General features: G+C 38.1%; 21 protein-coding genes. 12 read left to right on the forward strand and 9 right to left on the reverse strand.

Annotation, left to right across the window (positions count from 1 at the left end; translation table 11 throughout):
* The first annotated feature begins 47 nt into the window (after positions 1-47).
* The 5 genes from ABLC00_RS11565 to ABLC00_RS11585 all read left to right on the forward strand — a co-directional run bounded on the left by ABLC00_RS11565 (position 48) and on the right by ABLC00_RS11585 (position 6,332).
* On the forward strand, positions 48-1,559 hold the full coding sequence (locus ABLC00_RS11565; protein WP_001269060.1) for an aldehyde dehydrogenase family protein: 1,512 nt from the start codon (positions 48-50) through the stop codon (positions 1,557-1,559).
* Positions 1,560-1,780: 221 nt separating this feature from the next.
* Positions 1,781-3,217 carry an ethanolamine permease gene (eat, locus tag ABLC00_RS11570; protein WP_004886562.1) on the forward strand — a complete coding sequence of 479 codons (1,437 nt, stop codon included), beginning with the start codon at positions 1,781-1,783 and terminating at the stop codon, positions 3,215-3,217.
* A 16-nt stretch (positions 3,218-3,233) separates the two neighbouring features.
* Entirely contained in the window at positions 3,234-4,619 is a 1,386-nt protein-coding gene (locus ABLC00_RS11575; RefSeq protein WP_004886560.1) for an ethanolamine ammonia-lyase subunit EutB, read from the forward strand.
* A 10-nt stretch (positions 4,620-4,629) separates the two neighbouring features.
* Entirely contained in the window at positions 4,630-5,445 is an 816-nt protein-coding gene (gene eutC / locus ABLC00_RS11580) for an ethanolamine ammonia-lyase subunit EutC (RefSeq protein WP_002049027.1), read from the forward strand.
* A 164-nt stretch (positions 5,446-5,609) separates the two neighbouring features.
* Positions 5,610-6,332: a glutamine amidotransferase gene (locus ABLC00_RS11585; RefSeq protein ID WP_002048996.1), complete on the forward strand. Its 723-nt coding sequence runs from the start codon at positions 5,610-5,612 to the stop codon at positions 6,330-6,332.
* Between the two features lie 546 nt (positions 6,333-6,878).
* Here the strand turns inward: ABLC00_RS11585 and ABLC00_RS11590 are convergent.
* On the reverse strand, positions 6,879-8,606 hold the full coding sequence (locus ABLC00_RS11590; protein ID WP_004886556.1) for a glutamine--tRNA ligase/YqeY domain fusion protein: 1,728 nt from the start codon (positions 8,604-8,606) through the stop codon (positions 6,879-6,881).
* A 167-nt stretch (positions 8,607-8,773) separates the two neighbouring features.
* Here ABLC00_RS11590 and ABLC00_RS11595 point away from each other — a divergent pair, with 167 nt between their 5' ends.
* Both ABLC00_RS11595 and ABLC00_RS11600 read left to right on the forward strand, forming a co-directional pair.
* Positions 8,774-9,283 carry a peptidylprolyl isomerase gene (locus tag ABLC00_RS11595; protein WP_002049022.1) on the forward strand — a complete coding sequence of 170 codons (510 nt, stop codon included), beginning with the start codon at positions 8,774-8,776 and terminating at the stop codon, positions 9,281-9,283.
* 15 nt (positions 9,284-9,298) lie between these two features.
* The gene (locus ABLC00_RS11600; protein WP_004886553.1) at positions 9,299-10,018 is read left to right on the forward strand and encodes a UDP-2,3-diacylglucosamine diphosphatase; all 720 of its coding nucleotides are present in this window, start codon (positions 9,299-9,301) and stop codon (positions 10,016-10,018) included.
* Positions 10,019-10,025: 7 nt separating this feature from the next.
* On the opposite strand, the gene ABLC00_RS11605 is transcribed toward ABLC00_RS11600, so the two are convergent.
* Entirely contained in the window at positions 10,026-10,256 is a 231-nt protein-coding gene (locus ABLC00_RS11605; RefSeq protein WP_002048982.1) for a hypothetical protein, read from the reverse strand.
* 138 nt (positions 10,257-10,394) lie between these two features.
* Here ABLC00_RS11605 and nfsB point away from each other — a divergent pair, with 138 nt between their 5' ends.
* Positions 10,395-11,048 carry an oxygen-insensitive NAD(P)H nitroreductase gene (gene nfsB / locus ABLC00_RS11610; RefSeq protein ID WP_002048986.1) on the forward strand — a complete coding sequence of 218 codons (654 nt, stop codon included), beginning with the start codon at positions 10,395-10,397 and terminating at the stop codon, positions 11,046-11,048.
* Positions 11,049-11,084: 36 nt separating this feature from the next.
* Here nfsB and ABLC00_RS11615 read toward each other — a convergent pair whose 3' ends face one another.
* The 5 genes from ABLC00_RS11615 to tsaE all read right to left on the reverse strand — a co-directional run bounded on the left by ABLC00_RS11615 (position 11,085) and on the right by tsaE (position 16,044).
* A complete protein-coding gene (locus ABLC00_RS11615; protein ID WP_004886552.1) occupies positions 11,085-11,942 on the reverse strand; it encodes a DMT family transporter in 858 nt (285 codons plus the stop codon).
* Between the two features lie 129 nt (positions 11,943-12,071).
* Positions 12,072-12,578 (reverse strand): RNA chaperone Hfq, encoded by a 507-nt coding sequence (gene hfq / locus ABLC00_RS11620; protein WP_000033651.1) that lies wholly within the window; start codon positions 12,576-12,578, stop codon positions 12,072-12,074.
* A gap of 93 nt (positions 12,579-12,671) precedes the next feature.
* Positions 12,672-13,616, reverse strand: coding sequence for a tRNA (adenosine(37)-N6)-dimethylallyltransferase MiaA (gene miaA, locus ABLC00_RS11625; protein WP_004886550.1), 945 nt, complete (start codon positions 13,614-13,616; stop codon positions 12,672-12,674).
* Positions 13,617-13,622: 6 nt separating this feature from the next.
* Entirely contained in the window at positions 13,623-15,578 is a 1,956-nt protein-coding gene (mutL, locus tag ABLC00_RS11630; RefSeq protein ID WP_004886549.1) for a DNA mismatch repair endonuclease MutL, read from the reverse strand.
* A complete protein-coding gene (tsaE, locus tag ABLC00_RS11635; protein WP_002049012.1) occupies positions 15,571-16,044 on the reverse strand; it encodes a tRNA (adenosine(37)-N6)-threonylcarbamoyltransferase complex ATPase subunit type 1 TsaE in 474 nt (157 codons plus the stop codon). The genes mutL and tsaE overlap by 8 nt, the downstream gene beginning before the upstream one ends.
* A gap of 119 nt (positions 16,045-16,163) precedes the next feature.
* On the opposite strand from tsaE, the gene ABLC00_RS11640 reads away from it, so the two are divergent.
* The 3 genes from ABLC00_RS11640 (at position 16,164) to ABLC00_RS11650 (ending at position 18,033) form a co-directional block, all read left to right on the forward strand.
* On the forward strand, positions 16,164-17,072 hold the full coding sequence (locus ABLC00_RS11640; protein WP_033846019.1) for a pseudouridine synthase: 909 nt from the start codon (positions 16,164-16,166) through the stop codon (positions 17,070-17,072).
* Between the two features lie 111 nt (positions 17,073-17,183).
* Positions 17,184-17,492: a type II toxin-antitoxin system RelB/DinJ family antitoxin gene (locus ABLC00_RS11645; protein WP_002049033.1), complete on the forward strand. Its 309-nt coding sequence runs from the start codon at positions 17,184-17,186 to the stop codon at positions 17,490-17,492.
* A gap of 97 nt (positions 17,493-17,589) precedes the next feature.
* Positions 17,590-18,033 (forward strand): GNAT family N-acetyltransferase, encoded by a 444-nt coding sequence (locus ABLC00_RS11650; protein ID WP_002049009.1) that lies wholly within the window; start codon positions 17,590-17,592, stop codon positions 18,031-18,033.
* On the opposite strand, the gene ABLC00_RS11655 is transcribed toward ABLC00_RS11650, so the two are convergent.
* Together ABLC00_RS11655 and ABLC00_RS11660 are read right to left on the reverse strand one after the other, a co-directional pair.
* Positions 18,026-18,730, reverse strand: coding sequence for a pseudouridine synthase (locus ABLC00_RS11655; protein WP_033846020.1), 705 nt, complete (start codon positions 18,728-18,730; stop codon positions 18,026-18,028). The genes ABLC00_RS11650 and ABLC00_RS11655 overlap by 8 nt on opposite strands.
* Positions 18,731-18,832: 102 nt before the next feature.
* Complete coding sequence (locus ABLC00_RS11660) at positions 18,833-19,051, reverse strand: hypothetical protein (protein WP_002049030.1); 219 nt, start codon at positions 19,049-19,051, stop codon at positions 18,833-18,835.
* Between the two features lie 256 nt (positions 19,052-19,307).
* Here ABLC00_RS11660 and ABLC00_RS11665 point away from each other — a divergent pair, with 256 nt between their 5' ends.
* The gene (locus ABLC00_RS11665) at positions 19,308-19,760 is read left to right on the forward strand and encodes a DUF441 domain-containing protein (protein ID WP_002049035.1); all 453 of its coding nucleotides are present in this window, start codon (positions 19,308-19,310) and stop codon (positions 19,758-19,760) included.
* Positions 19,761-19,784: the final 24 nt, after the last annotated feature.

A 19,784-nucleotide genomic window follows, 5' to 3' on the forward strand; every position in this document is an offset into this window, starting at 1 on the left:
AGGGTTCTTGTTAGTCTTTAGTCCTAAAAAAGCAAAGGAATATTTATATGCGCTATATCGATCCAAATCAACCAGGCTCAAAAGTTCAATTTAAATCACAATATGAAAATTTTATTGGCGGTGAATGGGTTGCACCTCTAAAGGGTGAATATTTTGATAATGTATCGCCAGTGGATGGAAAAGCTTTCACACGCATTCCACGCTCTAGTGCTGAAGATATTGAACTTGCTTTAGATGCAGCACACAAAGCAAAAGCTTCATGGAATAAATCTTCACCGACTACACGTTCTAATATACTTTTAAAAATTGCTGATCGTTTAGAAGCAAATCTTGAAATGCTTGCGGTTGCAGAAACTTGGGATAACGGTAAAGCAGTTCGTGAAACTTTGGCAGCCGACCTTCCACTTGCAATCGACCATTTCCGTTATTTCGCAGGATGTATTCGTGCTCAAGAAGGCGGCATCTCTGAAATTGATGAAGATACCATTGCCTACCATTTCCATGAACCGCTAGGTGTGGTTGGTCAAATTATTCCATGGAACTTCCCGATTTTAATGGCTGCATGGAAGCTCGCTCCTGCTTTGGCGGCTGGTAACTGTGTGGTGATTAAACCAGCTGAGCAAACTCCGGTAGGTATTTTGTTAGTTGCCGAACTTATCCAAGATATCTTACCGCCGGGCGTACTCAATATTGTGAATGGTTTCGGTGCAGAAGTTGGCCGCCCATTAGCGACAAGCCCACGTATTGCCAAAATCGCGTTTACCGGTTCAACACAAACTGGGCAAATGGTCATGCAATATGCGACCGAAAATATTATTCCAGTTACGTTAGAGCTTGGTGGCAAGTCACCGAACCTTTTCTTTGAAGACATCATGGATAAACAAGATGACTTCTTAGAAAAAACACTTGAAGGTTTTGCCATGTTCGCCTTAAACCAAGGTGAAGTATGTACTTGCCCTTCTCGTGCTTTAGTACAAGAAAGCATTGCTGATCAATTTTTAGAGTTGGCCGTTGAACGTGTAAAACGTATTAAAACTGGTCATCCTCTCGATACTGAAACCATGATTGGTGCTCAAGCATCTTTGCAACAACAAGAGAAAATCTTACGTTGTATTAATACGGGCCGTGAAGAAGGCGCAGAACTCTTACTAGGTGGTAGTGGCCGTAAAGAAGTAGGTGACGGTTTCTATGTTGATCCGACTATCTTTAAAGGCCACAACAGCATGCAAGTCTTCCAAGAAGAAATTTTTGGACCTGTACTTGCTGTGACAACATTTAAAGACTTTGACGATGCAATCAAAATTGCCAATGACACCATGTATGGTCTAGGTGCTGGCGTTTGGTCACGTTCAGCCCATATTTCTTACCGTGCTGGTCGCGCTATTGAGGCGGGTCGTGTCTGGACAAACTGCTATAACATCTACCCTGCGCATGCTGCATTTGGTGGTTACAAAAAGTCTGGTATTGGCCGTGAAAACCATAAGATGATGCTAGATCACTACCAACAAACCAAAAACTTGCTGGTGAGTTATTCAACCAAACCAATGGGCTTCTTCTAAGTTTCGCACCAAGTTGATACCAGGCTATCAACGCTAGAAGGAAGTAAGCTCATTAATTGTATAAAAAGCCGGTAATTTAGATTGCTGGCTTTTTTATTTAGTACAGTCAGCTCTCAAATTTTTACTATCCGGAATAAAAAAGCGTCATCTAATATTTAAAGCACATCATTTAGGCATTGCTTTTGCATTCATTCATACAAACCAACTCGCAGGAGTATTGTATGAATCAACCAGAAACAGCTTCCGTTATTTCTTCAAGTGCAGAAGTCTCATCAGCAGAATATTTTGCTCAGCGTCAACTTAAACAAGGTACGGTGGGTTGGTTACTCCTGATTGGTTTAGGCGTAGCGTATGTGATATCAGGTGATTTTGCCGGCTGGAACTTTGGTATTGCCCAAGGTGGTTGGGGTGGTATGTTTATTGCCACTGCTCTTGCTGCGCTTATGTACTTATGTCTATGTCTTTCTATGTCGGAAATGTCCACCATGATGCCGACAGCAGGTGGCGGTTATAGTTTTGCACGTGCTGCCTTTGGTCCTTTCGGAGGCTACTTAACAGGTACGGCGATTTTAATTGAATACGCAATTGCGCCTGCCGCTATTGCCGTATTTATTGGGGGTTATTGCGAATCTCTATTTGGTATTAATGGCTGGATGATTTACCTCGCCTGTTATGCCATTTTTATGGGGATACATCTCAAAGGTGCCGGCGAAGCCTTAAAAATCATGTTTGCCATTACGCTAGTCGCTGCTGTTGCTCTTGTTGTATTTATTACAGCAATGATTCCACACTTTAATGCACAAAACCTTTTAGATATTCCCGTTAGCACAGCAACTGGTGCAAGTCGTTTTCTACCTCATGGCTATTTAGGCATCTGGGCCGCAGTTCCTTTTGCTATCTGGTTTTTTCTTGCAGTAGAAGGTGTGCCGTTAGCAGCAGAAGAAGCAAAAGATCCAGCCAAGTCTCTGCCACGCGGTTTAATCGGTGCAATGCTCATCTTAACTGCATTCGCTATGCTCATTTTGTTCTTGGGTGCAGGTGCGGCGGGTGCAAGTACCTTACAAAACTCAGGCGCCCCTCTGGTAGATGCTTTGGTTAAAGTTTATGGCACCAACACTTGGCTTGCGACATTCGTAAACTTTGTGGGTTTAGCTGGTTTAATCGCAAGTTTCTTCTCAATTATCTATGCCTATTCGCGTCAAATCTTTGCATTGTCACGAGCTGGCTACTTACCTACTTCACTCTCTTTAACCAATAAAAATAAAGCTCCTTATCTTGCAATTATTATTCCGGGCATTATCGGGTTCTTACTTTCACTCACAAAAGAAGGCGATTCACTCATTTTAATCGCGGTCTTTGGTGCAACTATTTCTTATGTGCTGATTCTTTTATCCCACATCAAACTGCGCTTATCTAAACCCGATATGCCTCGTCCTTATAAAACTCCAGGAGGAATCATCACTTCAAGCATTGCACTAGTTTTAGCAGTCGCTGCTGTGGTCGCAGGTTTTGTTGTTAATCCGAAAGTGTGGTTTATTGCTGCCGGTATCTATGTCGTATTTATTGCTTACTTCTTGTTCTACAGCCGCTATCATTTAGTGAAAGGAACACCAGAAGAAGAGTTTGCAAATATTAAAGCCGCAGAACAAGAACTATAAATAAAAGGATGTAACTATGAGTTATCGCAATATTGTCGCCAATCAACAGTATCACTTTGCTGACCTAAAAACGTTAATGGCCAAAGCTACACCGTTACGTTCAGGCGATGAGTTAGCCGGTGTAGCTGCCAGAGATGCAACCGAACATGTTGCGGCACAAATGACTTTGGCTGATGTGCCATTAAAAACCTTTTTAAATGAAGTTGTAATCGATTATGAAACTGATGAAATTACACGACTGATTATTGATGAACATGATCTGGCAGCCTTTACCCCTATTTCACACTTTACAGTAGGCGATTTTCGAAATTGGTTACTTGGAGAAGATGCCACTGCAGAAAGCTTAAAAGCTTTAGCATCAGGTTTAACTCCAGAAATGGTGGCTGCTGTCAGCAAAATTATGCGCAATCAAGATTTGATTTATGTCGCCAGCAAATGTGAAGTGGTCACCCAATTTCGCAACACAATTGGTTTAAAAGGACATCTTTCTACCCGTTTACAACCCAACCACCCTACCGATGATGTGCTCGGTATTTCAGCCAGTATTTTAGATGGGTTGATGTATGGCAATGGTGATGCCGTAATTGGCATTAACCCTGCCACGGATAACCTGCATAATTTGTCAGAGCTACTGAAATTGCTTGATCATGTCATTCAGGAATATCAAATTCCAACGCAATCTTGTGTACTTACGCATATCAGCTCAGGCATTCAACTGGCTGAAAAAAATGTACCGATTGATTTAATGTTCCAATCAATTGCCGGCACCCAACTGGCAAACGAAGGATTTGGAATTTCACTCGATTTACTACAAGAAGGATATGAAGCCACACTCGCACTCAAGCGCGGAACCATTGGACAAAATGTTATGTATTTTGAAACGGGTCAAGGGAGTGCCCTATCAAGCAATGCACATCACGGCGTTGACCAGCAAACATTAGAAACTCGGGCCTACGCAGTGGCTCGTAAATATAACCCGCTTTTGGTAAATACAGTCGTCGGCTTTATTGGCCCCGAGTACCTATTTAACGGTAAACAAATTATACGTGCAGGTTTAGAAGATCACTTCTGCGGTAAGTTGCTTGGAGTACCGATGGGCTGCGACATTTGTTACACCAACCATGCCGATGCCGACCAAAATGATATGGATGTACTTCTTACTCTATTTGGCGCCGCAGGCATTAACTTCATTATGGGAATTCCAGGTTCGGACGATGTCATGCTCAACTATCAAACCACTTCATTCCATGATGCTCTCTATTTAAGACAACTCCTCGGTTTAAAACCCGCTCCTGAGTTCTCCGCTTGGCTTGAACAACAAGGGATTTTTAAACAGCAAAACTCTCAAATTTGTTGGGCAGACCACATGCCTGACCAATTCTCTCGTCTGCTCATGAACTAGGGGGAACACCATGAAACTGAACCGTGATATTCAATATCCGTCCTCTACCCATCAGGATCAGTGGGAAAAACTTAAAGAGTTTACTGATGCCCGTATTGCTTTAGGTCGTGCTGGTTGCAGTATCCCAACACGGGCCTTACTTGAGTTCCAGTTGTCTCATGCGCAAGCAAAAGATGCTGTTTATCAACATATGGATGTTCCCTACTTGTCTGAACAGTTACAGCAAAAGCAACTTCAAACTCTTCATGTTCAAAGTAATGCCGCTAATAAAGAAATTTATCTCAAACGCCCAGATTTGGGACGCCAACTTTCAAATCTATCAAAAGAAGCCTTAATTAAAGAGTATGCAAAAAAACCACAGCAGTATGATGTTTGTATTGTGGTAGGTGACGGCCTCTCTGCAAGAGCGATTGAAGCAAATGCTATCGCATTTATTGCAGTGCTAAGCGAACATATTCAACAAGAAAACTGGAGCCTTGCGCCAATTATATTTGCAACAGGAAGCCGAGTTGCTTTAGGCGATGAAGTTGCAGAAATTTTTAAAGCCTCCATGCTGGTTATGCTTATTGGAGAGCGCCCAGGTTTAAGTTCTCCTGACAGTATGGGAGTTTACTACACATGGAATGCATATTCAGGTTGCCTTGACTCCAAACGCAACTGTATTTCCAACGTCCGTTCAGCAGGCTTAAGTATTCCAGTTGCGGTACAACGTTTAATGGCACTCATGAAAAAATCGAAGCAGCTTGGCTTTTCAGGAGTAAATTTAAAAGATGAACATCAACTTTCAAATATCGACCATAATGAAAACTCAAAGCTTTTATTTTAAATAGTAGGTTACGCATAGATATTTCTTACCTACAAAATATTTCTGCGTAACAAGATTATCTTAACGAAAAATAGCAATTTTCAGGTATTGACGATTTATATGGATATTTTCTTCTTTATATTTATCGCTATACTCCACCTATTGATCTTCTATGAATCATTTGTATGAGTACTACAAACGCCTTTCCTAAAACTATTTATGCCATTCAGCATCTTGCTTTCGAAGACTTAGGTTCATTAGAAGATGTCTTTTATCAACTTGGTTTTCGCGTCCGTTATTTTGAAGCTGGTGTAGATGATTTAACTCCTGCTTTCGCCCATGACGGTTTAACTATTATTTTAGGTGGTCCAATTGGAGTTTATGAAACTGAAGATTATCCATTTTTAAAAGATGAAATCGCTTTACTCAAACAACGTTTGGCAGCAGATAAACCAACACTTGGCATTTGCTTAGGTGCACAGCTTATAGCTCATGCACTTGGTGCCAAAGTATATGCAGGCCATCAAAAAGAAATTGGCTGGGGAGCTTTAAGCTTAAGTTTACGCCCTAATCAGGTATTATCGCCTTTGCTTAATAATATCCATGTTTTACATTGGCATGGTGATACTTTCGACCTTCCTGAAAATGCAGCCCTTTTGGCGAGTTCAGATATTTATACTAACCAAGCCTTTGAAGTGGGTAATAATATTCTTGCTTTACAGTTCCACATTGAGACGACTCAAGAAAACTTTGAAAAATGGCTTATTGGTCACACATGTGAACTTCGTAATGCTGGAATTTCCATTCCTAAATTGCGTGAGCAAAATATCGAATATGCCCCTGCACTTGAACACGCTGCATTTGAATTAATTCAAAAATTCTTGAAAAGAATTGGTTATAGTGCATAAGTGAAGTAATTTCTAATGTTTAATGAATATTATTTTTTACCACTTGGTATTTTATGACTATTTTTTAAACAAAGAAACTTTATATTTTATTTTTAGAAACATTTCAGAAAAGTTTCAGTGTATTATTAATTTGTAACATAAAATATACGCTGATTTACTATGGATATCTGGAAGTTTCTTAAAAGCTTTAATACGGTCAATACTTACTTAATGCTTTCAACAATGCTTCTCATACTATTAGTTCTTTACTTTTATGTGATTAATCCTACCTAAGCTCTTTTGCCAAGGAAGCGAAATCATAAAGAAAAAGAATATTATGATGAGAAGACCTCCGAAAAAAGCCCAACCTTACAGTTGGGCTTTTTTAATATCTGTTGTTGACTCACAATATGTTGTTCGTCTTGCGAAAAAGTAAGAGATAAGCAATCTCAACTATCTACTCACAACATGTTGTTCGTCTTGCGAAAAAGTAAGAGATAAGCAATCTCAACTATCTACTCACAACATGTTGTTCGTCTTGCGAAAAAGTAAGAGATAAGCAATCTCTTACTTTTTCTCAGGTTTGAAGCTGTCTTTCAAATCAAGAACGCGGTTGAAGACAGGTTTTTCAGTAGTATGATCATGTTGGTCCGCAACGAAATAACCTTCACGTTCAAATTGGAAACGGTCTTCTGGTTTCGCTTGAGCTAAAGCAGGTTCAATCACAGCCTGAACGACTTTCAAAGAATCTGGATTTAAATTCGCTAAGAAATCATCACCAGTTTCAGGGTCAGCCTCTGTAAATAAACGATCATAAATACGTACTTCAGCAGGAATACCCTTGCTTGCAGATACCCAGTGAATCACGCCTTTTACTTTACGCCCTTCAGGATTCTTGCCTAAAGTGTCTGGATCGATTGAACACTTCAGCTCAACAACTTCACCATTTGCATCTTTAATGACTTCATTACACTTAATTACATATGCATGGCGTAAACGAACTTCACCATCCGGAATTAAACGCTTAAAGCCTTTTGGCGGTACTTCTTCAAAATCTTTACGGTCAATATAGATTTCTTTAGTTAATGGAATGACACGCTCACCCATATCGACATTTGGATGACGCGCATGTGTAAGGTCTAAATCTTCTGGTAAGTTTGTAAGTGTCACTTTTAAAGGATCTAACACAGCCATACCACGCGCTGCTGTATTCTCCAAAGATTGACGAATACAGAACTCAAGCATTGCAACATCAACAATACCGTCAGTTTTAGACACACCTACACGTTTACAGAAATCACGTAAGCCTTCTGGTGTAAAACCACGACGACGCATACCAACAACTGTTGGCATACGTGGGTCATCCCAACCATTTACATAACCACCTTCAACCAACTTACGTAATTTACGTTTAGAAGTAATGGTGTAATCTACATTCAAACGAGATGATTCGTATTGGTGCGGAACAGCTTTAGACTTAACCTTTTCAACAATCCAGTCATAGAATGGACGGTGATCTTGGAACTCCAATGTACAAAGTGAATGCGTGATTCCTTCAATTGCATCAGACAATGGATGAGCATAATCATACATTGGGTAGATTTTCCATTTGTCGCCAGTTTGATGATGCTCTGAATGCAAGACACGATACAAAATTGGATCACGCATATGCACGTTCGGGCTTGCCATATCAATTTTAGCGCGTAAAACAGCTTCACCTTCTTTTAGTTCACCACTGCGCATTTGTTCAAAGCGAGCAAGGTTTTCTTCAACAGATGCATCACGATATGGCGAGTTTTTTCCTGGTTCAACAAAACTACCACGGTTTAATTTAATTTCTTCTGGAGACTGCAAATCAACATATGCATCACCTTGCTCAATCAATTGAATTGCCCATGCATAAAGCTGATCAAAATAACCAGAAGCATAGCGAGGTTCACCATTCCAGTTAAAACCAAGCCATTTCACATCATTGGCGATACCATCAACATATTCTTGTTCTTCTGCATCTGGATTCGTATCGTCAAAACGTAAATTACAGAGTCCATCAAACTCTTCTGCAACACCAAAGTTTAGACAAATTGCTTTTACGTGACCAATATGTAAATAACCATTTGGTTCTGGCGGAAAACGAGTTACGATTTGTTTGGTACGTCCGGCAGCTAAATCATCAGTAATGACTTGGCGAACAAAATCTAATCCAGCCTGTTGTTCTTGCTGCGCAGAATCGACAGAGGCATGAGTATTCGGTGTCGGGTTGTTTGGCAGGTTCGAGACAACATCATTAGGCTTCATAGTGTATCAATCACTTCTTTGTAGATAAAATTTCGAAAAAATAAACGCTATCTTCATTTTTCACAAAGATTTTAACGTTTTTTACTTGCCTTGTAGTTTACAGTTTGCTTATGCTTCTCTCAACCAAAAACCCATGGTCATAAGCCCATGTTTAGGAGATTAATGTAATGAGTTTTCCTCAAGTCGAATTAAACACCAATAAAGGTCGTATTGTTCTTGAACTAAATACTGAAAAAGCACCAAAAACAGTAGCAAACTTTTTAGAATACGTACGTGACGGTTTTTATGACGGCGTTATTTTCCACCGTGTCATTGATGGTTTCATGATCCAAGGCGGCGGGATGGATGAAAACTTCAAAGAAAAAGCAACTCGTGATGCAATTGAAAACGAAGCTGACAATGGTTTAAGTAACGATGTTGGTACAATTGCTATGGCACGTACTCAAGCGCCACACTCTGCTTCTGCACAATTCTTCATCAATGTAAAAAACAACTCTTTCTTGAACCATACTTCAAAAACTGCACAAGGTTGGGGTTATGCTGTATTCGGTAAAGTTGTTGAAGGTATGGACGTTGTAGACGCGATCAAAAGTGTACGTACAGGTAACCGTGGTTATCACGCTGACGTTCCTTTAGAAAACGTTGTTATCGAATCTGCTAAAATTATTTCTGAATAATTTTAGGATAAAGCTGTGACCTATCTGTTTATTTCAGATTTACATTTGTCACCTGAACACCCTCGACTCGTTCGAGGGTTTTTAGATTTGTTGGTACATTATCAAAATAAACAAACACAGCTTTATATTTTAGGTGACTGGTTTAATGCTTGGATTGGTGACGATTATTCAGCTCCTTGGCTCGACGAAATTGTTGAAGCTTTAAAAGCTTTTAATGAAAAAGGTAATCGTGTTTACTTTCAAGTCGGTAACCGCGACTTTGCTCTAAATCAGGTTTTCCTCAATAAGTTTAATGGTGTATTACTCCCCGATATTTATTATCTTAATATTGCAGGTCACCAATACCGTCTAGAACATGGCGATGCGTTATGTACGGATGATATTTCTTATCAAAGATTTAAAAAAATTATTCGAAATCCCCTTTTAGTCGCTTTTTTACGTCGAACACCTCTAAGTTTCCGCACGAAACTTGTCAATGGTTTTCGTAAAAGAAGCCATTCGGACAAACAGCAAAAAAGTTATGAGATTATGGATGTGAATGAACAAGCCGTGCTCTCCGCCCTAAAAGATATAGACATACTTATTCATGGACACACTCATCGTCCAGCTATTCATGAAGTACAGCATAAACAACGGATTGTACTCGGTGACTGGAAAGAAGATCACGCACAAATTTTAGAAATTGATCCCTCTTCAAATACGCAACAGCTCGAATTGATTGTCTGGAATTATTAGTTAGAAATTAGTCACTTTTTATTTGAACTTTTAATTCTTTAATTTTTTTATTTAAATCAGAATCGTAAATCACACACATACTAGCAATAAATATAAATTTCCAACTTATATATGCATGATTGTGATAATCAATATATAAAATAAGAAGACTCAATACAAATATAAGAATAATAAAGGCTTTAACAACTCTAATTTCTCGCAGCTTACTCTTTGCATCTTTGGGCATTAAATCAAACATTTTCAATAAATTATTAAAAAATTTATATAAGTATTATATTTCTTTATCACATTAAAATGCAGATGTTTTCCTACAAAATCGCGTATCATGCCAAAGATTAGAACACTTCGATTGTAATAAGATTGATATGGAGTAAGTATGGATTTACTAAATACGGTTAAAAGTCGCTACACCACAAAAGCGTATGATCCTGAGAAAAAAATTCCCAAAGAAAAATTTAATAAATTATTAGAAATTTTACGCTTCACCCCTTCTTCAGTGAATATTCAACCTTGGCATTTCTTGGTGGCTGACAATCTTGCTGCTAAAGAACGCATTGCTAAAGCCTTAACAGGGCGATATGCCTATAATGCTCCTAAAGTTCTTGAGTCATCACATACGCTTGTATTTTGTACAAGAACAGATATTTCACCCGAATATTTAAATCAATTACTTGAGCAAGATGATTTAAGCGGTCGATTTAAAGATGAAAAAGCAAAACTTGGTCAAAAAGATACACGTCATGGCTACGTTGAGTTTTATCGCAATGAACAAAAAAATTTATTTGGCTGGATGGAAAACCAAACTTTTATCGCTTTAGGACAACTACTTTTTGCAGCTGGTCTTGAAGGCATAGATGCAACCCCAATGGGTGGCTTCGACGAAGATGTTTTAAATGAAGAATTTGGCTTAAAAGAAAAAGGCTTACGTAGCTCTGTCATTGTCTCACTTGGCTATAGAAGTGAAAATGATTTCAATGCGAAGTTGCCAAAATCTCGTCTGCCAGATGAAGTTATTTTTACACATTTATAAGATTAGCAGAGTTCAAAAGAACAGTCTTTTGAACTCCTATTTCATAGCTAAGGCTAAACAAACCAATCCACTTATTCCCAAAATCGTTCCTAAAATCGTTGGGAGTTTTAATTTTTCTTTATATAAAACTACACCACAAACTATCCCAAGTAATACCACTAGAATATTCATGCTTGCAAAGACAATCGCTGGTGAATCTTTAAGTAAAATATGTGCTTTAACATACAAGGCAATGTTTGAAAAATTAAGTACACCTAGTATTAATCCAGCCACAGTATTTTTAAAATTCCATGCTGACTTTTTTTGGAATAATAAATAAACTATTGATAATATAAAGGCTGTAATAAAAATTAGATTCAAAGTTAACGTAAATTGTAGCCCCAAACTACTCGTGTATTTTAACAAGACATCTACAGCAGCATAACCAAACCAGACACTCATTAAAGCAAGAATTGCTTTTTTCGATTGATGGCCTGAAGTGCCATTTATCTGTCCAAATACGATTAAAATAACAGCAAAAATTCCTAAACCAATACCTAATAATTTAAGAGAATTAAACCGTTCCTGAAAAAAGAAATAAGCTGCTAATAAAGAAAGTACCACTGACAATCGCTGAGCAATTTCTGTTTTGACGATACCGGCATGCTCTAAGGATTTCGCAAGACATAAAAAAATACTCGGTAAAATGATGCCTAAAGCAACGATTAGCCACCAAGGCATGTGTTGTATAGAAATATGCTGAATATCTGGCTTAAACCACCAATAACATAACAAGCTGGCACTTGCATAATTCCATGCAATCATTTGCATGGGTTGATAGCCCTTTTTCTTTAAATTTTTTAGTAATACAGACACCAGAACACTGCACAGCGCCGCAGCAAATATTAATATCATTTGCGAATAACCTATTAAACTGAATTTTCAAGAAAGCGAGATGCACTACAAATATCTGATTATACTTTTTATATTTTTAAAGCCATAAAAAAACCAGCCATCACTGACTGGTTTTTCTAAGCTAATCAATTAACGATTATTTTCGTCGTCTTGACCATCTTCAAATTTAGAATCGTTGTCGAAACCGCCTTGATGACCACCGAAGCCGCCTTGACCACCGAAGCCACCTTGACCACCGAAGCCACCTTGACCACCGAAGCCGCCTTGACCGCCGAAGCCACCTTGACCACCGAAGCCACCTTGACCACCGAAGCCACCTTGACCACCGAAGCCAGCGCCTTGAGCACCACCAAAGCCAGCGCCTTGACCACCGAAGCCACCTTGACTACCACCCTGAGCTGGGAAACCTGCACCTTGTGCACCTGCTGGACGTGGGTTACGAGCTGGAACAACTGTAGAAATTGCGTGTTTGTAAACCATTTGACTTACAGTATTTTTTAATAAAACAACATATTGGTCAAAAGATTCAATATGACCTTGTAATTTAATACCGTTAACAAGGAAAATAGAAACTGGGATACGTTCTTTACGGAGAGAATTTAAGAACGGATCTTGTAAAGTTTGACCTTTAGACATTTTTAACTCCAAAAAAAATTTTTAAATCAGCGCAAAAAAACTATCTTTATTTTTCAACTAAAAATTATAAAAAGACAGTGTGCAAATTTTGCTTTATCCATAAGAGTTTCGCAAGTCTTCTTTCGCCTGCTTTATCGTCAAGTAAGTTTTAAAATCGTGTATTTCTTGCAAAGAACGTAACCACGTATATTGACGTTTGGCAAGTTGTCGTGTTGCAAATAAGGCTTTATCCTCCATTTCTTGCTTTTTTTTGAGACTCATATCACTTTTTAATAGAAATTCTAGAGCTTGTCGATAACCAACAGAACGCATAGAGGGTAAATTTTCATCTAAATCGTATTTTTCAATTAGAGATTCAACTTCACTCAAAAAACCGATATCCCACATTTTGCTTAATCTTTGCTCAATGCGTTGATGTAATTCTAACCGATCTGGAAGCAAAGCATAGTTATGAAATATGTATCGATATGGTACGTTTTTTGGTTGTTCTGCCTGCAATTTGGTAATTGGTTGACCTGTAATACGATAAACTTCTAACGCGCGAATAATTCTTTGTTTATCAGAAACCTTGAATTTCACACCAGCTGCCGGATCTACTGCCACCAGTTCATCATAAACAGCTTGCCACCCTTCATTCGCTGCTTTTTCTTCAATTGCTGCACGAACATTTGCATCTGCGCTTGGCAAGTTACTTGATAATCCTTCTAGGAGCGCCTTGAAATAAAGCATGGTTCCTCCTACCAAAATAGGAGTTTTGCCGCGTGAATGCATCTCGTCAATTAAAACACAAGCATCTTCAACAAACTGGGCAGCCGAATAGACCTCAAGTGGAGTAATAATATCTATTAAATGATGTGGATATAGCTCCTGCTCTTCACGTGTTGGTTTAGCCGTACCAATATCCATGTCTTTATATACAAGAGCCGAATCAACTGAAATTAATTCAAAACCTCCACGCTCATAAAGTTCACATGCCAAAGCGGTTTTTCCGCTTGCAGTTGGTCCCATTAAATTGATGACGGGCAATTGATTTGACATGTAAAACTACTCTCCTCGAGCAAATAATTTATCTAGTTGAGATAATGGAAATGCACGCCAAGTTGGACGACCATGGTTACATTGACTGGCAAATTCAGTTTGTTCCATTTGGCGAAGTAAAGCGTTCATTTCTGAGAGGCTAAGTTGTCGATGTGCTCGCACTGCCCCATGGCATGCCATACCAGCTAACAGTTCATCACGCTTTTGCAATAATCCCTGAGCTTCATCATTTGGATCTAAATCATTAAGAAGTTCAGGAATAAGATTTTCAAAATCTGCTTTTTGCAAAATAGCCGGCACACCACGCACAATGACTTGCTCATCGCCATATAAATCAATTTCTAGCCCCAAACGCTCAAGCTGAGACTTTAAGTCTTCGACCCGTACCGCTTGCATACGACTAATTGAAATGACTTTAGGTATAAGTAACTGTTGAGATGTCCAAAACTCAGGTTTATCCCAAGCATTTTTCATTTGTTGCAGCAAAATACGTTCATGCGCTGCATGCATATCAACAATAATCAAACCTTCAGTATTTTGCGCCAGAATATAAATTCCATGAAGCTGAGCAATTGCGATACCTAATGGAAATTCATCTATCTTAGCAACTGGTTCAACATTTTCATCAACAGAAAAATTGGTAGCAGGTTGATCTCGTAATGGCGCCAAATAAGTCTTTAATGCATTATTTAACTGCGCAGAACCATTATATTTTGGAGTTTGTTCTGCATAGTGAACAGCTTGGGGACGACTATTATTAAAATCAGTTAAAAGCTCAGTCGAAGGTTGAGAACTATTCGGCTTATCTAGAGTTGTATCAACAGCTTGCTCTGTACGATGTAATGTGAATTGTTCTTGATATTTAGGCTGAGGTTGTACCGAAAGATTTTGAGTATCATCTACTTTCATGGCTTGTGCCAAATCAGCACTAGCGGTCTGAAATTGTGCTAACGTTTCTTTAGCATAATGTCTGACAAACTCATGTACTTCTCGTTGATTTAGAAAACGAATCTCATGTTTCGTCGGATGAACGTTAACATCAATATTTTCAGGGTCGACTTCTAAGAAAAGCAAATAAGATGAATGCTGATGACCATGTAAAATACCGTCGTATGCCATTCTTAAAGCATGTGAAATAGTTTTATCTTTCACAATTCGGCCATTTACATACACATATTGTAAGTCTGCTTGAGCACGTGCATCAGAAGGATGCCCTAGCCAACCTGACAAACGCATGTTAATACTTTCTGCGTCGATCCAGTAAGCATTTTGAACAAACTGTTGACCCAATAATTGCTGTACACGCTGAAATCTTAATTCACCGCTATCTGCTATTGGTAAATTAATTCGAATATTGTCATTGTGCTCAAGTACAAAACGTATATCAAAATGTGTTAAAGCCAAACGACGTACAATTTCTTCAATATGCCCAAATTCAGTGGTTGGCTTTTTTAAAAATTTACGACGAGCAGGTACATTAAAAAACAAGTCCTGAACTCGAATATGGGTGCCCTTTTGTGCAGCAACAGCTTGGACTTGTTGATGATCAAAGGCGGTACCATTCACCTCAACCTGATGACCAATTCCGCTTTCATCTTGGCTACTGGTTAAAGTCAATCGTGAAACTGCAGCAATAGAAGCAAGTGCTTCACCACGGAAACCTAAGCTTACAATCGCGTGTAAATCTTCTGCTGTTTTAATTTTACTGGTTGCATGGCGCATCACTGCCAATGGTAAATCATCAGGATGAATTCCATGTCCATTGTCAATAATTTCGATTAATGTTGAGCCGCCTTGTGCAATCCGCACAATTAACTCAGTTGCACCTGCATCAATTGAGTTTTCTAATAATTCTTTTACGACCGATGAGGGACGTTCAATCACCTCACCAGCAGCAATCTGGTTGGCTAACGCGGCGTCTAATGTATGAATACGACGTTGTGTTAGCTTTTCATCAGTCATGAAGCTGTTCCTGCAAAGTCTGGTACAAATGCTCTGTTGGTAAAGTTAAGGTGACGAAACGATTGAGTTCATCATCTGATTTTTGAATATCAATGACGATATCTGCCTCAGGGATTTCGTCTCCACCTTTCGAAGGCCACTCAAATAAAAATAGTGCATCCTGAATATCTAAATAATCACGGATTCCCATTAATTCAAGTTCATAAGGATCATTAAGACGATATAAGTCAAAATGAAAAATTTCTTTATTATTGATTTTATATGGTTCAACCAACGTATATGTCGGACTTTTAACCGAGCCTTTATGCCCTAGAGCTTGCAAAAAATAACGGGTCAATGTCGTTTTACCGGCGCCCAAATCTCCAATCAGATAAATCACGCCAGCTTGAACATGCTGCGCCAATGCCTGAGCTAAACGCTGGGTATCTTCTTCATGATTTAAGACCATTTTCAATGAATACGACATAACACACATAACATGATTCAAAATAATCGATATGATACCATTGCCCTGCTTTAAAGCCTACTTAAGTGCTTAAAGTTGGCTTTTTTTACATCACATTTATTAAATATTGACACATTTTTATGTCTAGCCCGATTGAATTTTTCCCACCTATGATTGATGGCGTAAGCGCAAGCCAAGTCTATCTTCCTCCACAAACCACTGCACAAACCATCTATCAATTTCTTTGTGAAAACTTTCCTCATATAAAAGCAATAGAGTGGCAGCAACGTTTCCAAGATGGACTTATTTATGCAGAAAATGGCGAAAAATTAACATTAGACAGCCCTTATATAGCAAACACGCATATTTTTTATTACCGATTCCTTGCTAACGAAGTACATGTTCCCTTTGAGCATCAAATTTTATTTGAAAATGATGACTTGCTGGTTGTAGATAAACCACACTTTTTAACCATTAGCCCAACAGGGCAATATGTCCAAGAAACGTTATTGGTGCGTTTAAAAAAACAAACGGGCAATGAGTTTTTAACACCAATCCACCGACTAGACCGTGAAACTGCTGGTGTCGTTTTATTTTGCAAACGACCGCAGTCACGTGGAATTTACCAACAGTTATTTGCAGATCGAGAAGTTCATAAAATTTACCATGCAATCGCTGCCTATAAAGCTGAATTAAAATTCCCTCAGATATTAAAATTGTATTTAGATAAAGGCACTCCCTTTTATACAATGCAGGTGATTGCACACACAAAAACCAATACCGAAACTAAAATTGAGCTGCTTGAACATAATCACTCATGGGCTAAATATTGTTTAACGCCAACCACCGGCAAACAACATCAACTCCGCGTTCATTTAAATCATTTAGGTATACCGATTAAAAATGATCCGTTTTATCCTATAGTTCAACATAAAGCCGATGATGATTTTTATCAGCCCTTACAGCTTCTAGCTAAGCAAATTTCTTTTATAGACCCGCTAACAAAACAGGAAATGGTTTTCAATTCACAACTTGAATTGACACTGTAATCTCATCGTAATGACAAAAAGATTATTTTTTATGCTGAAAGACATTGAAATTACATTCCGATGGTTTAAAATAAATCCCTAAAAATTAAAAATCATTTGGTTTTGTTATTCATGCGAAAAACAGAAGTTTATCAGGTTCGACTTGACTCCCAAGAGAAAAAACAAGCTTTTGCTGTTTTTAAACAATTGGGAATTACCCCTGCCCAAGCGGTACGACTGTTCTTTAAACAAGTCGTCTTAACTAAATCTATTCCTTTTGCTATCGAAAATCAGAACATTAATATGGAACAATTATTAAAACTGAGAAAAGCAAAAGCAACTTCATTAAATCAGAACCCTTCAAATTTAAATGAAGATGATGACCATGAAGATTTATTTGAAGAGCTAAATGCTCTATTAGGTGAAAGTGACAAAACTTAACGGTGTTGCATTTTTAAACAACTTTTAACGTCTATTGGCGTCTTTTTTAGTTATGCTCTCTTTGTAAAAATATAAACATAAATACAAGGAGCGCCTAATGATTGTAAGACGAGCGACCTATGAAGATCTAAGTCAACTTGCTGTTCTATTTGATGAATACCGTCAATTTTATGGTGCATCTTCTAATCTTGATGAATCACATCATTTTTTAAAACAACGTTTTGAGAATAAAGAAAGTGTGTTTTTTATCCACATTAAGGATGAAAAAATCACAGGTTTCGTTTTGCTTTATTTAGGTTTTTCTTCAGTTGCTTGCTCTACTTACTATATCTTAGATGATGTCTATGTTACCCCTATGTTCCGACGTCAGGGTTCAGCAAAACAGCTCATTGATACAGCTATTTTATTTGCAAAACAAGAAAATGCTTTACGTATTAGTTTAGAGACTCAAACGAATAATCATGAATCTCACCGTCTCTATGAAAAAATGGGATTTATTCGAGACAGTGAATTTCAGACATTCCATTGCTTTCTTAAATAATATTTTGAGCGAGTTGCTTTTCCTCCTCCGACAAATATACCCAATCCCCTTCCTCAATCTCTGGTAAAACCAATTGACCGATTTGATGTCGATGTAATTTTTCGACTTTATTGCCAACAGCTGCAATCATTCTTTTTACTTGATGATAAACGCCTTGATGAATGGTCATTGTTAATTGATGAGACCCTAGCAGTGCTACATCTGTCGCAGCAAACACACCTTTTTCTTGATTTAAATTAACCCCCTGAGTAAGCATTTCAATTTGCTCAGGTGTGACTGAATCAATAGTCGTCACATGATAAACCTTTGGGACATGTTTACGAGGATGAGTTAAAGCTTGTAAATATTTACCATCATCAGTGAGTAAGAGTAAGCCCGTTGTATCTTGATCTAAGCGGCCAATTGCTTGCACACCCCGTTGAATCATGATTTCAGGCAATAAACTAAAAACACTTTGATGATGCTGAGGATTGTGTGAGCACTCAAAACCTTGCGGCTTTTTTAAAGCGAGGTAAACTTTTTCCCGATATTGATAAGTTTCCCCAAACAAAGAAAATTCTAAATTTTCAGGAGAAAACTGTTTTTTGAGATCAGTGACAATCTCTCCCTCAATACTTACAGAACCATTTTTTATTAACTGCTGGCAATATTTACGTGAACCAAACCCTTGTGATTGCAAAATTTTTTCCAGCAGCATAAAGCTTTCTCTTTAGAACTAAACCATTATTTTAACTCAGTTTCAGAGCTTTATTACGTTTTTGCTTTATCAACTTTGTTCTTAACTTCCATCATCTTCAAATTATTCTTCAATGACTCGATAAATTTTTTCGTTTTGCTCACTTTCAAATAATAATTCTGTTGTAGGCAAAATGATCTCATTATCCACAATAATATGTTCGATACGCTGACTTAACTTTAAAGGCTCATTTTCATGTTCAACTAAATTTTTCTTCAATTGTGCTTTCGCATCATAAATTTTGTCGAACTGATCTTTAATCTTGATATCTATAATATCCATATGGCTGACCCTGTAGTTATAAGTATTGATTATTTTTTATATCATAATCTCTCAAACGAATGGTCTTTTAAGTTGTTAATTTATATAACATTGTGACCAAGCGTAACTAAAAATAAAACTCCTTATCATTGAGTCATATACATTAATTTTTTTCTTGAAAACGCTTCCTTTACACTATTCCACGTTTAAAAAGCCCTCACATTTTGGCTCTTAATTATTATACAATTCAAATTATTTGCTTTTCTTGCCGCTTCTCATGCTCGCCCAATTTGATGTTAATTTAGTTGTCTTATTAGTTCTACTTATCTGCGGTTTACTAAGTCAAAATGCAGCTGTAACGATTGCCGCAGGCATCTTAATCGTCATTAAAATCACACCGTTAAATCAATTTTTTCCTTATATTCAAGCTCATGGTCTTAACCTAGGAATTCTCATTTTAACCATTGGCGTACTGACTCCAATTGCCAGTGGTAAGCTTAGCGGAGAGAGTATTTTAAAATCCTTTATAAGTTTTAAATCTTTGCTGGCTATTGCTATTGGTCTACTTGTGGCTTGGCTAGGTGGACGTGGTGTGAAACTTATGTCAAGCCAACCTGATGTTGTGGCAGGCTTACTTATTGGTACAGTTGCGGGCGTTGCTTTACTCCGAGGCGTCCCTGTTGGTCCCCTGATTGCTGCAGGCTTGCTGTCCTTATTCATTGGTAAATAAAATTACAGATATTAAAAAGGTGCT

The organism is Acinetobacter nosocomialis, assembly GCF_041021905.1.
Taxonomy (GTDB): domain Bacteria; phylum Pseudomonadota; class Gammaproteobacteria; order Pseudomonadales; family Moraxellaceae; genus Acinetobacter; species Acinetobacter nosocomialis.

Excerpts from the sequence above, each read along its gene's own strand:
- ABLC00_RS11585 (WP_002048996.1), top strand. The coding sequence starts at position 5,610 with ATGAGTACTACAAACGCCTTTCCTAAAACTATTTATGCCATTCAGCAT.
- tsaE (WP_002049012.1), bottom strand. The coding sequence starts at position 16,044 with ATGTCGTATTCATTGAAAATGGTCTTAAATCATGAAGAAGATACCCAG.
- eutC (WP_002049027.1), top strand. The coding sequence starts at position 4,630 with ATGAAACTGAACCGTGATATTCAATATCCGTCCTCTACCCATCAGGAT.
- ABLC00_RS11665 (WP_002049035.1), top strand. The coding sequence starts at position 19,308 with ATGCTCGCCCAATTTGATGTTAATTTAGTTGTCTTATTAGTTCTACTT.
- ABLC00_RS11645 (WP_002049033.1), top strand. The coding sequence starts at position 17,184 with ATGCGAAAAACAGAAGTTTATCAGGTTCGACTTGACTCCCAAGAGAAA.
- nfsB (WP_002048986.1), top strand. The coding sequence starts at position 10,395 with ATGGATTTACTAAATACGGTTAAAAGTCGCTACACCACAAAAGCGTAT.
- ABLC00_RS11595 (WP_002049022.1), top strand. The coding sequence starts at position 8,774 with ATGAGTTTTCCTCAAGTCGAATTAAACACCAATAAAGGTCGTATTGTT.
- ABLC00_RS11590 (WP_004886556.1), bottom strand. The coding sequence starts at position 8,606 with ATGAAGCCTAATGATGTTGTCTCGAACCTGCCAAACAACCCGACACCG.
- ABLC00_RS11615 (WP_004886552.1), bottom strand. The coding sequence starts at position 11,942 with ATGATATTAATATTTGCTGCGGCGCTGTGCAGTGTTCTGGTGTCTGTA.
- miaA (WP_004886550.1), bottom strand. The coding sequence starts at position 13,616 with ATGTCAAATCAATTGCCCGTCATCAATTTAATGGGACCAACTGCAAGC.
- mutL (WP_004886549.1), bottom strand. The coding sequence starts at position 15,578 with ATGACTGATGAAAAGCTAACACAACGTCGTATTCATACATTAGACGCC.
- ABLC00_RS11565 (WP_001269060.1), top strand. The coding sequence starts at position 48 with ATGCGCTATATCGATCCAAATCAACCAGGCTCAAAAGTTCAATTTAAA.
- ABLC00_RS11640 (WP_033846019.1), top strand. The coding sequence starts at position 16,164 with ATGTCTAGCCCGATTGAATTTTTCCCACCTATGATTGATGGCGTAAGC.
- ABLC00_RS11660 (WP_002049030.1), bottom strand. The coding sequence starts at position 19,051 with ATGGATATTATAGATATCAAGATTAAAGATCAGTTCGACAAAATTTAT.
- ABLC00_RS11575 (WP_004886560.1), top strand. The coding sequence starts at position 3,234 with ATGAGTTATCGCAATATTGTCGCCAATCAACAGTATCACTTTGCTGAC.
- ABLC00_RS11650 (WP_002049009.1), top strand. The coding sequence starts at position 17,590 with ATGATTGTAAGACGAGCGACCTATGAAGATCTAAGTCAACTTGCTGTT.
- hfq (WP_000033651.1), bottom strand. The coding sequence starts at position 12,578 with ATGTCTAAAGGTCAAACTTTACAAGATCCGTTCTTAAATTCTCTCCGT.
- ABLC00_RS11655 (WP_033846020.1), bottom strand. The coding sequence starts at position 18,730 with ATGCTGCTGGAAAAAATTTTGCAATCACAAGGGTTTGGTTCACGTAAA.
- eat (WP_004886562.1), top strand. The coding sequence starts at position 1,781 with ATGAATCAACCAGAAACAGCTTCCGTTATTTCTTCAAGTGCAGAAGTC.
- ABLC00_RS11605 (WP_002048982.1), bottom strand. The coding sequence starts at position 10,256 with ATGTTTGATTTAATGCCCAAAGATGCAAAGAGTAAGCTGCGAGAAATT.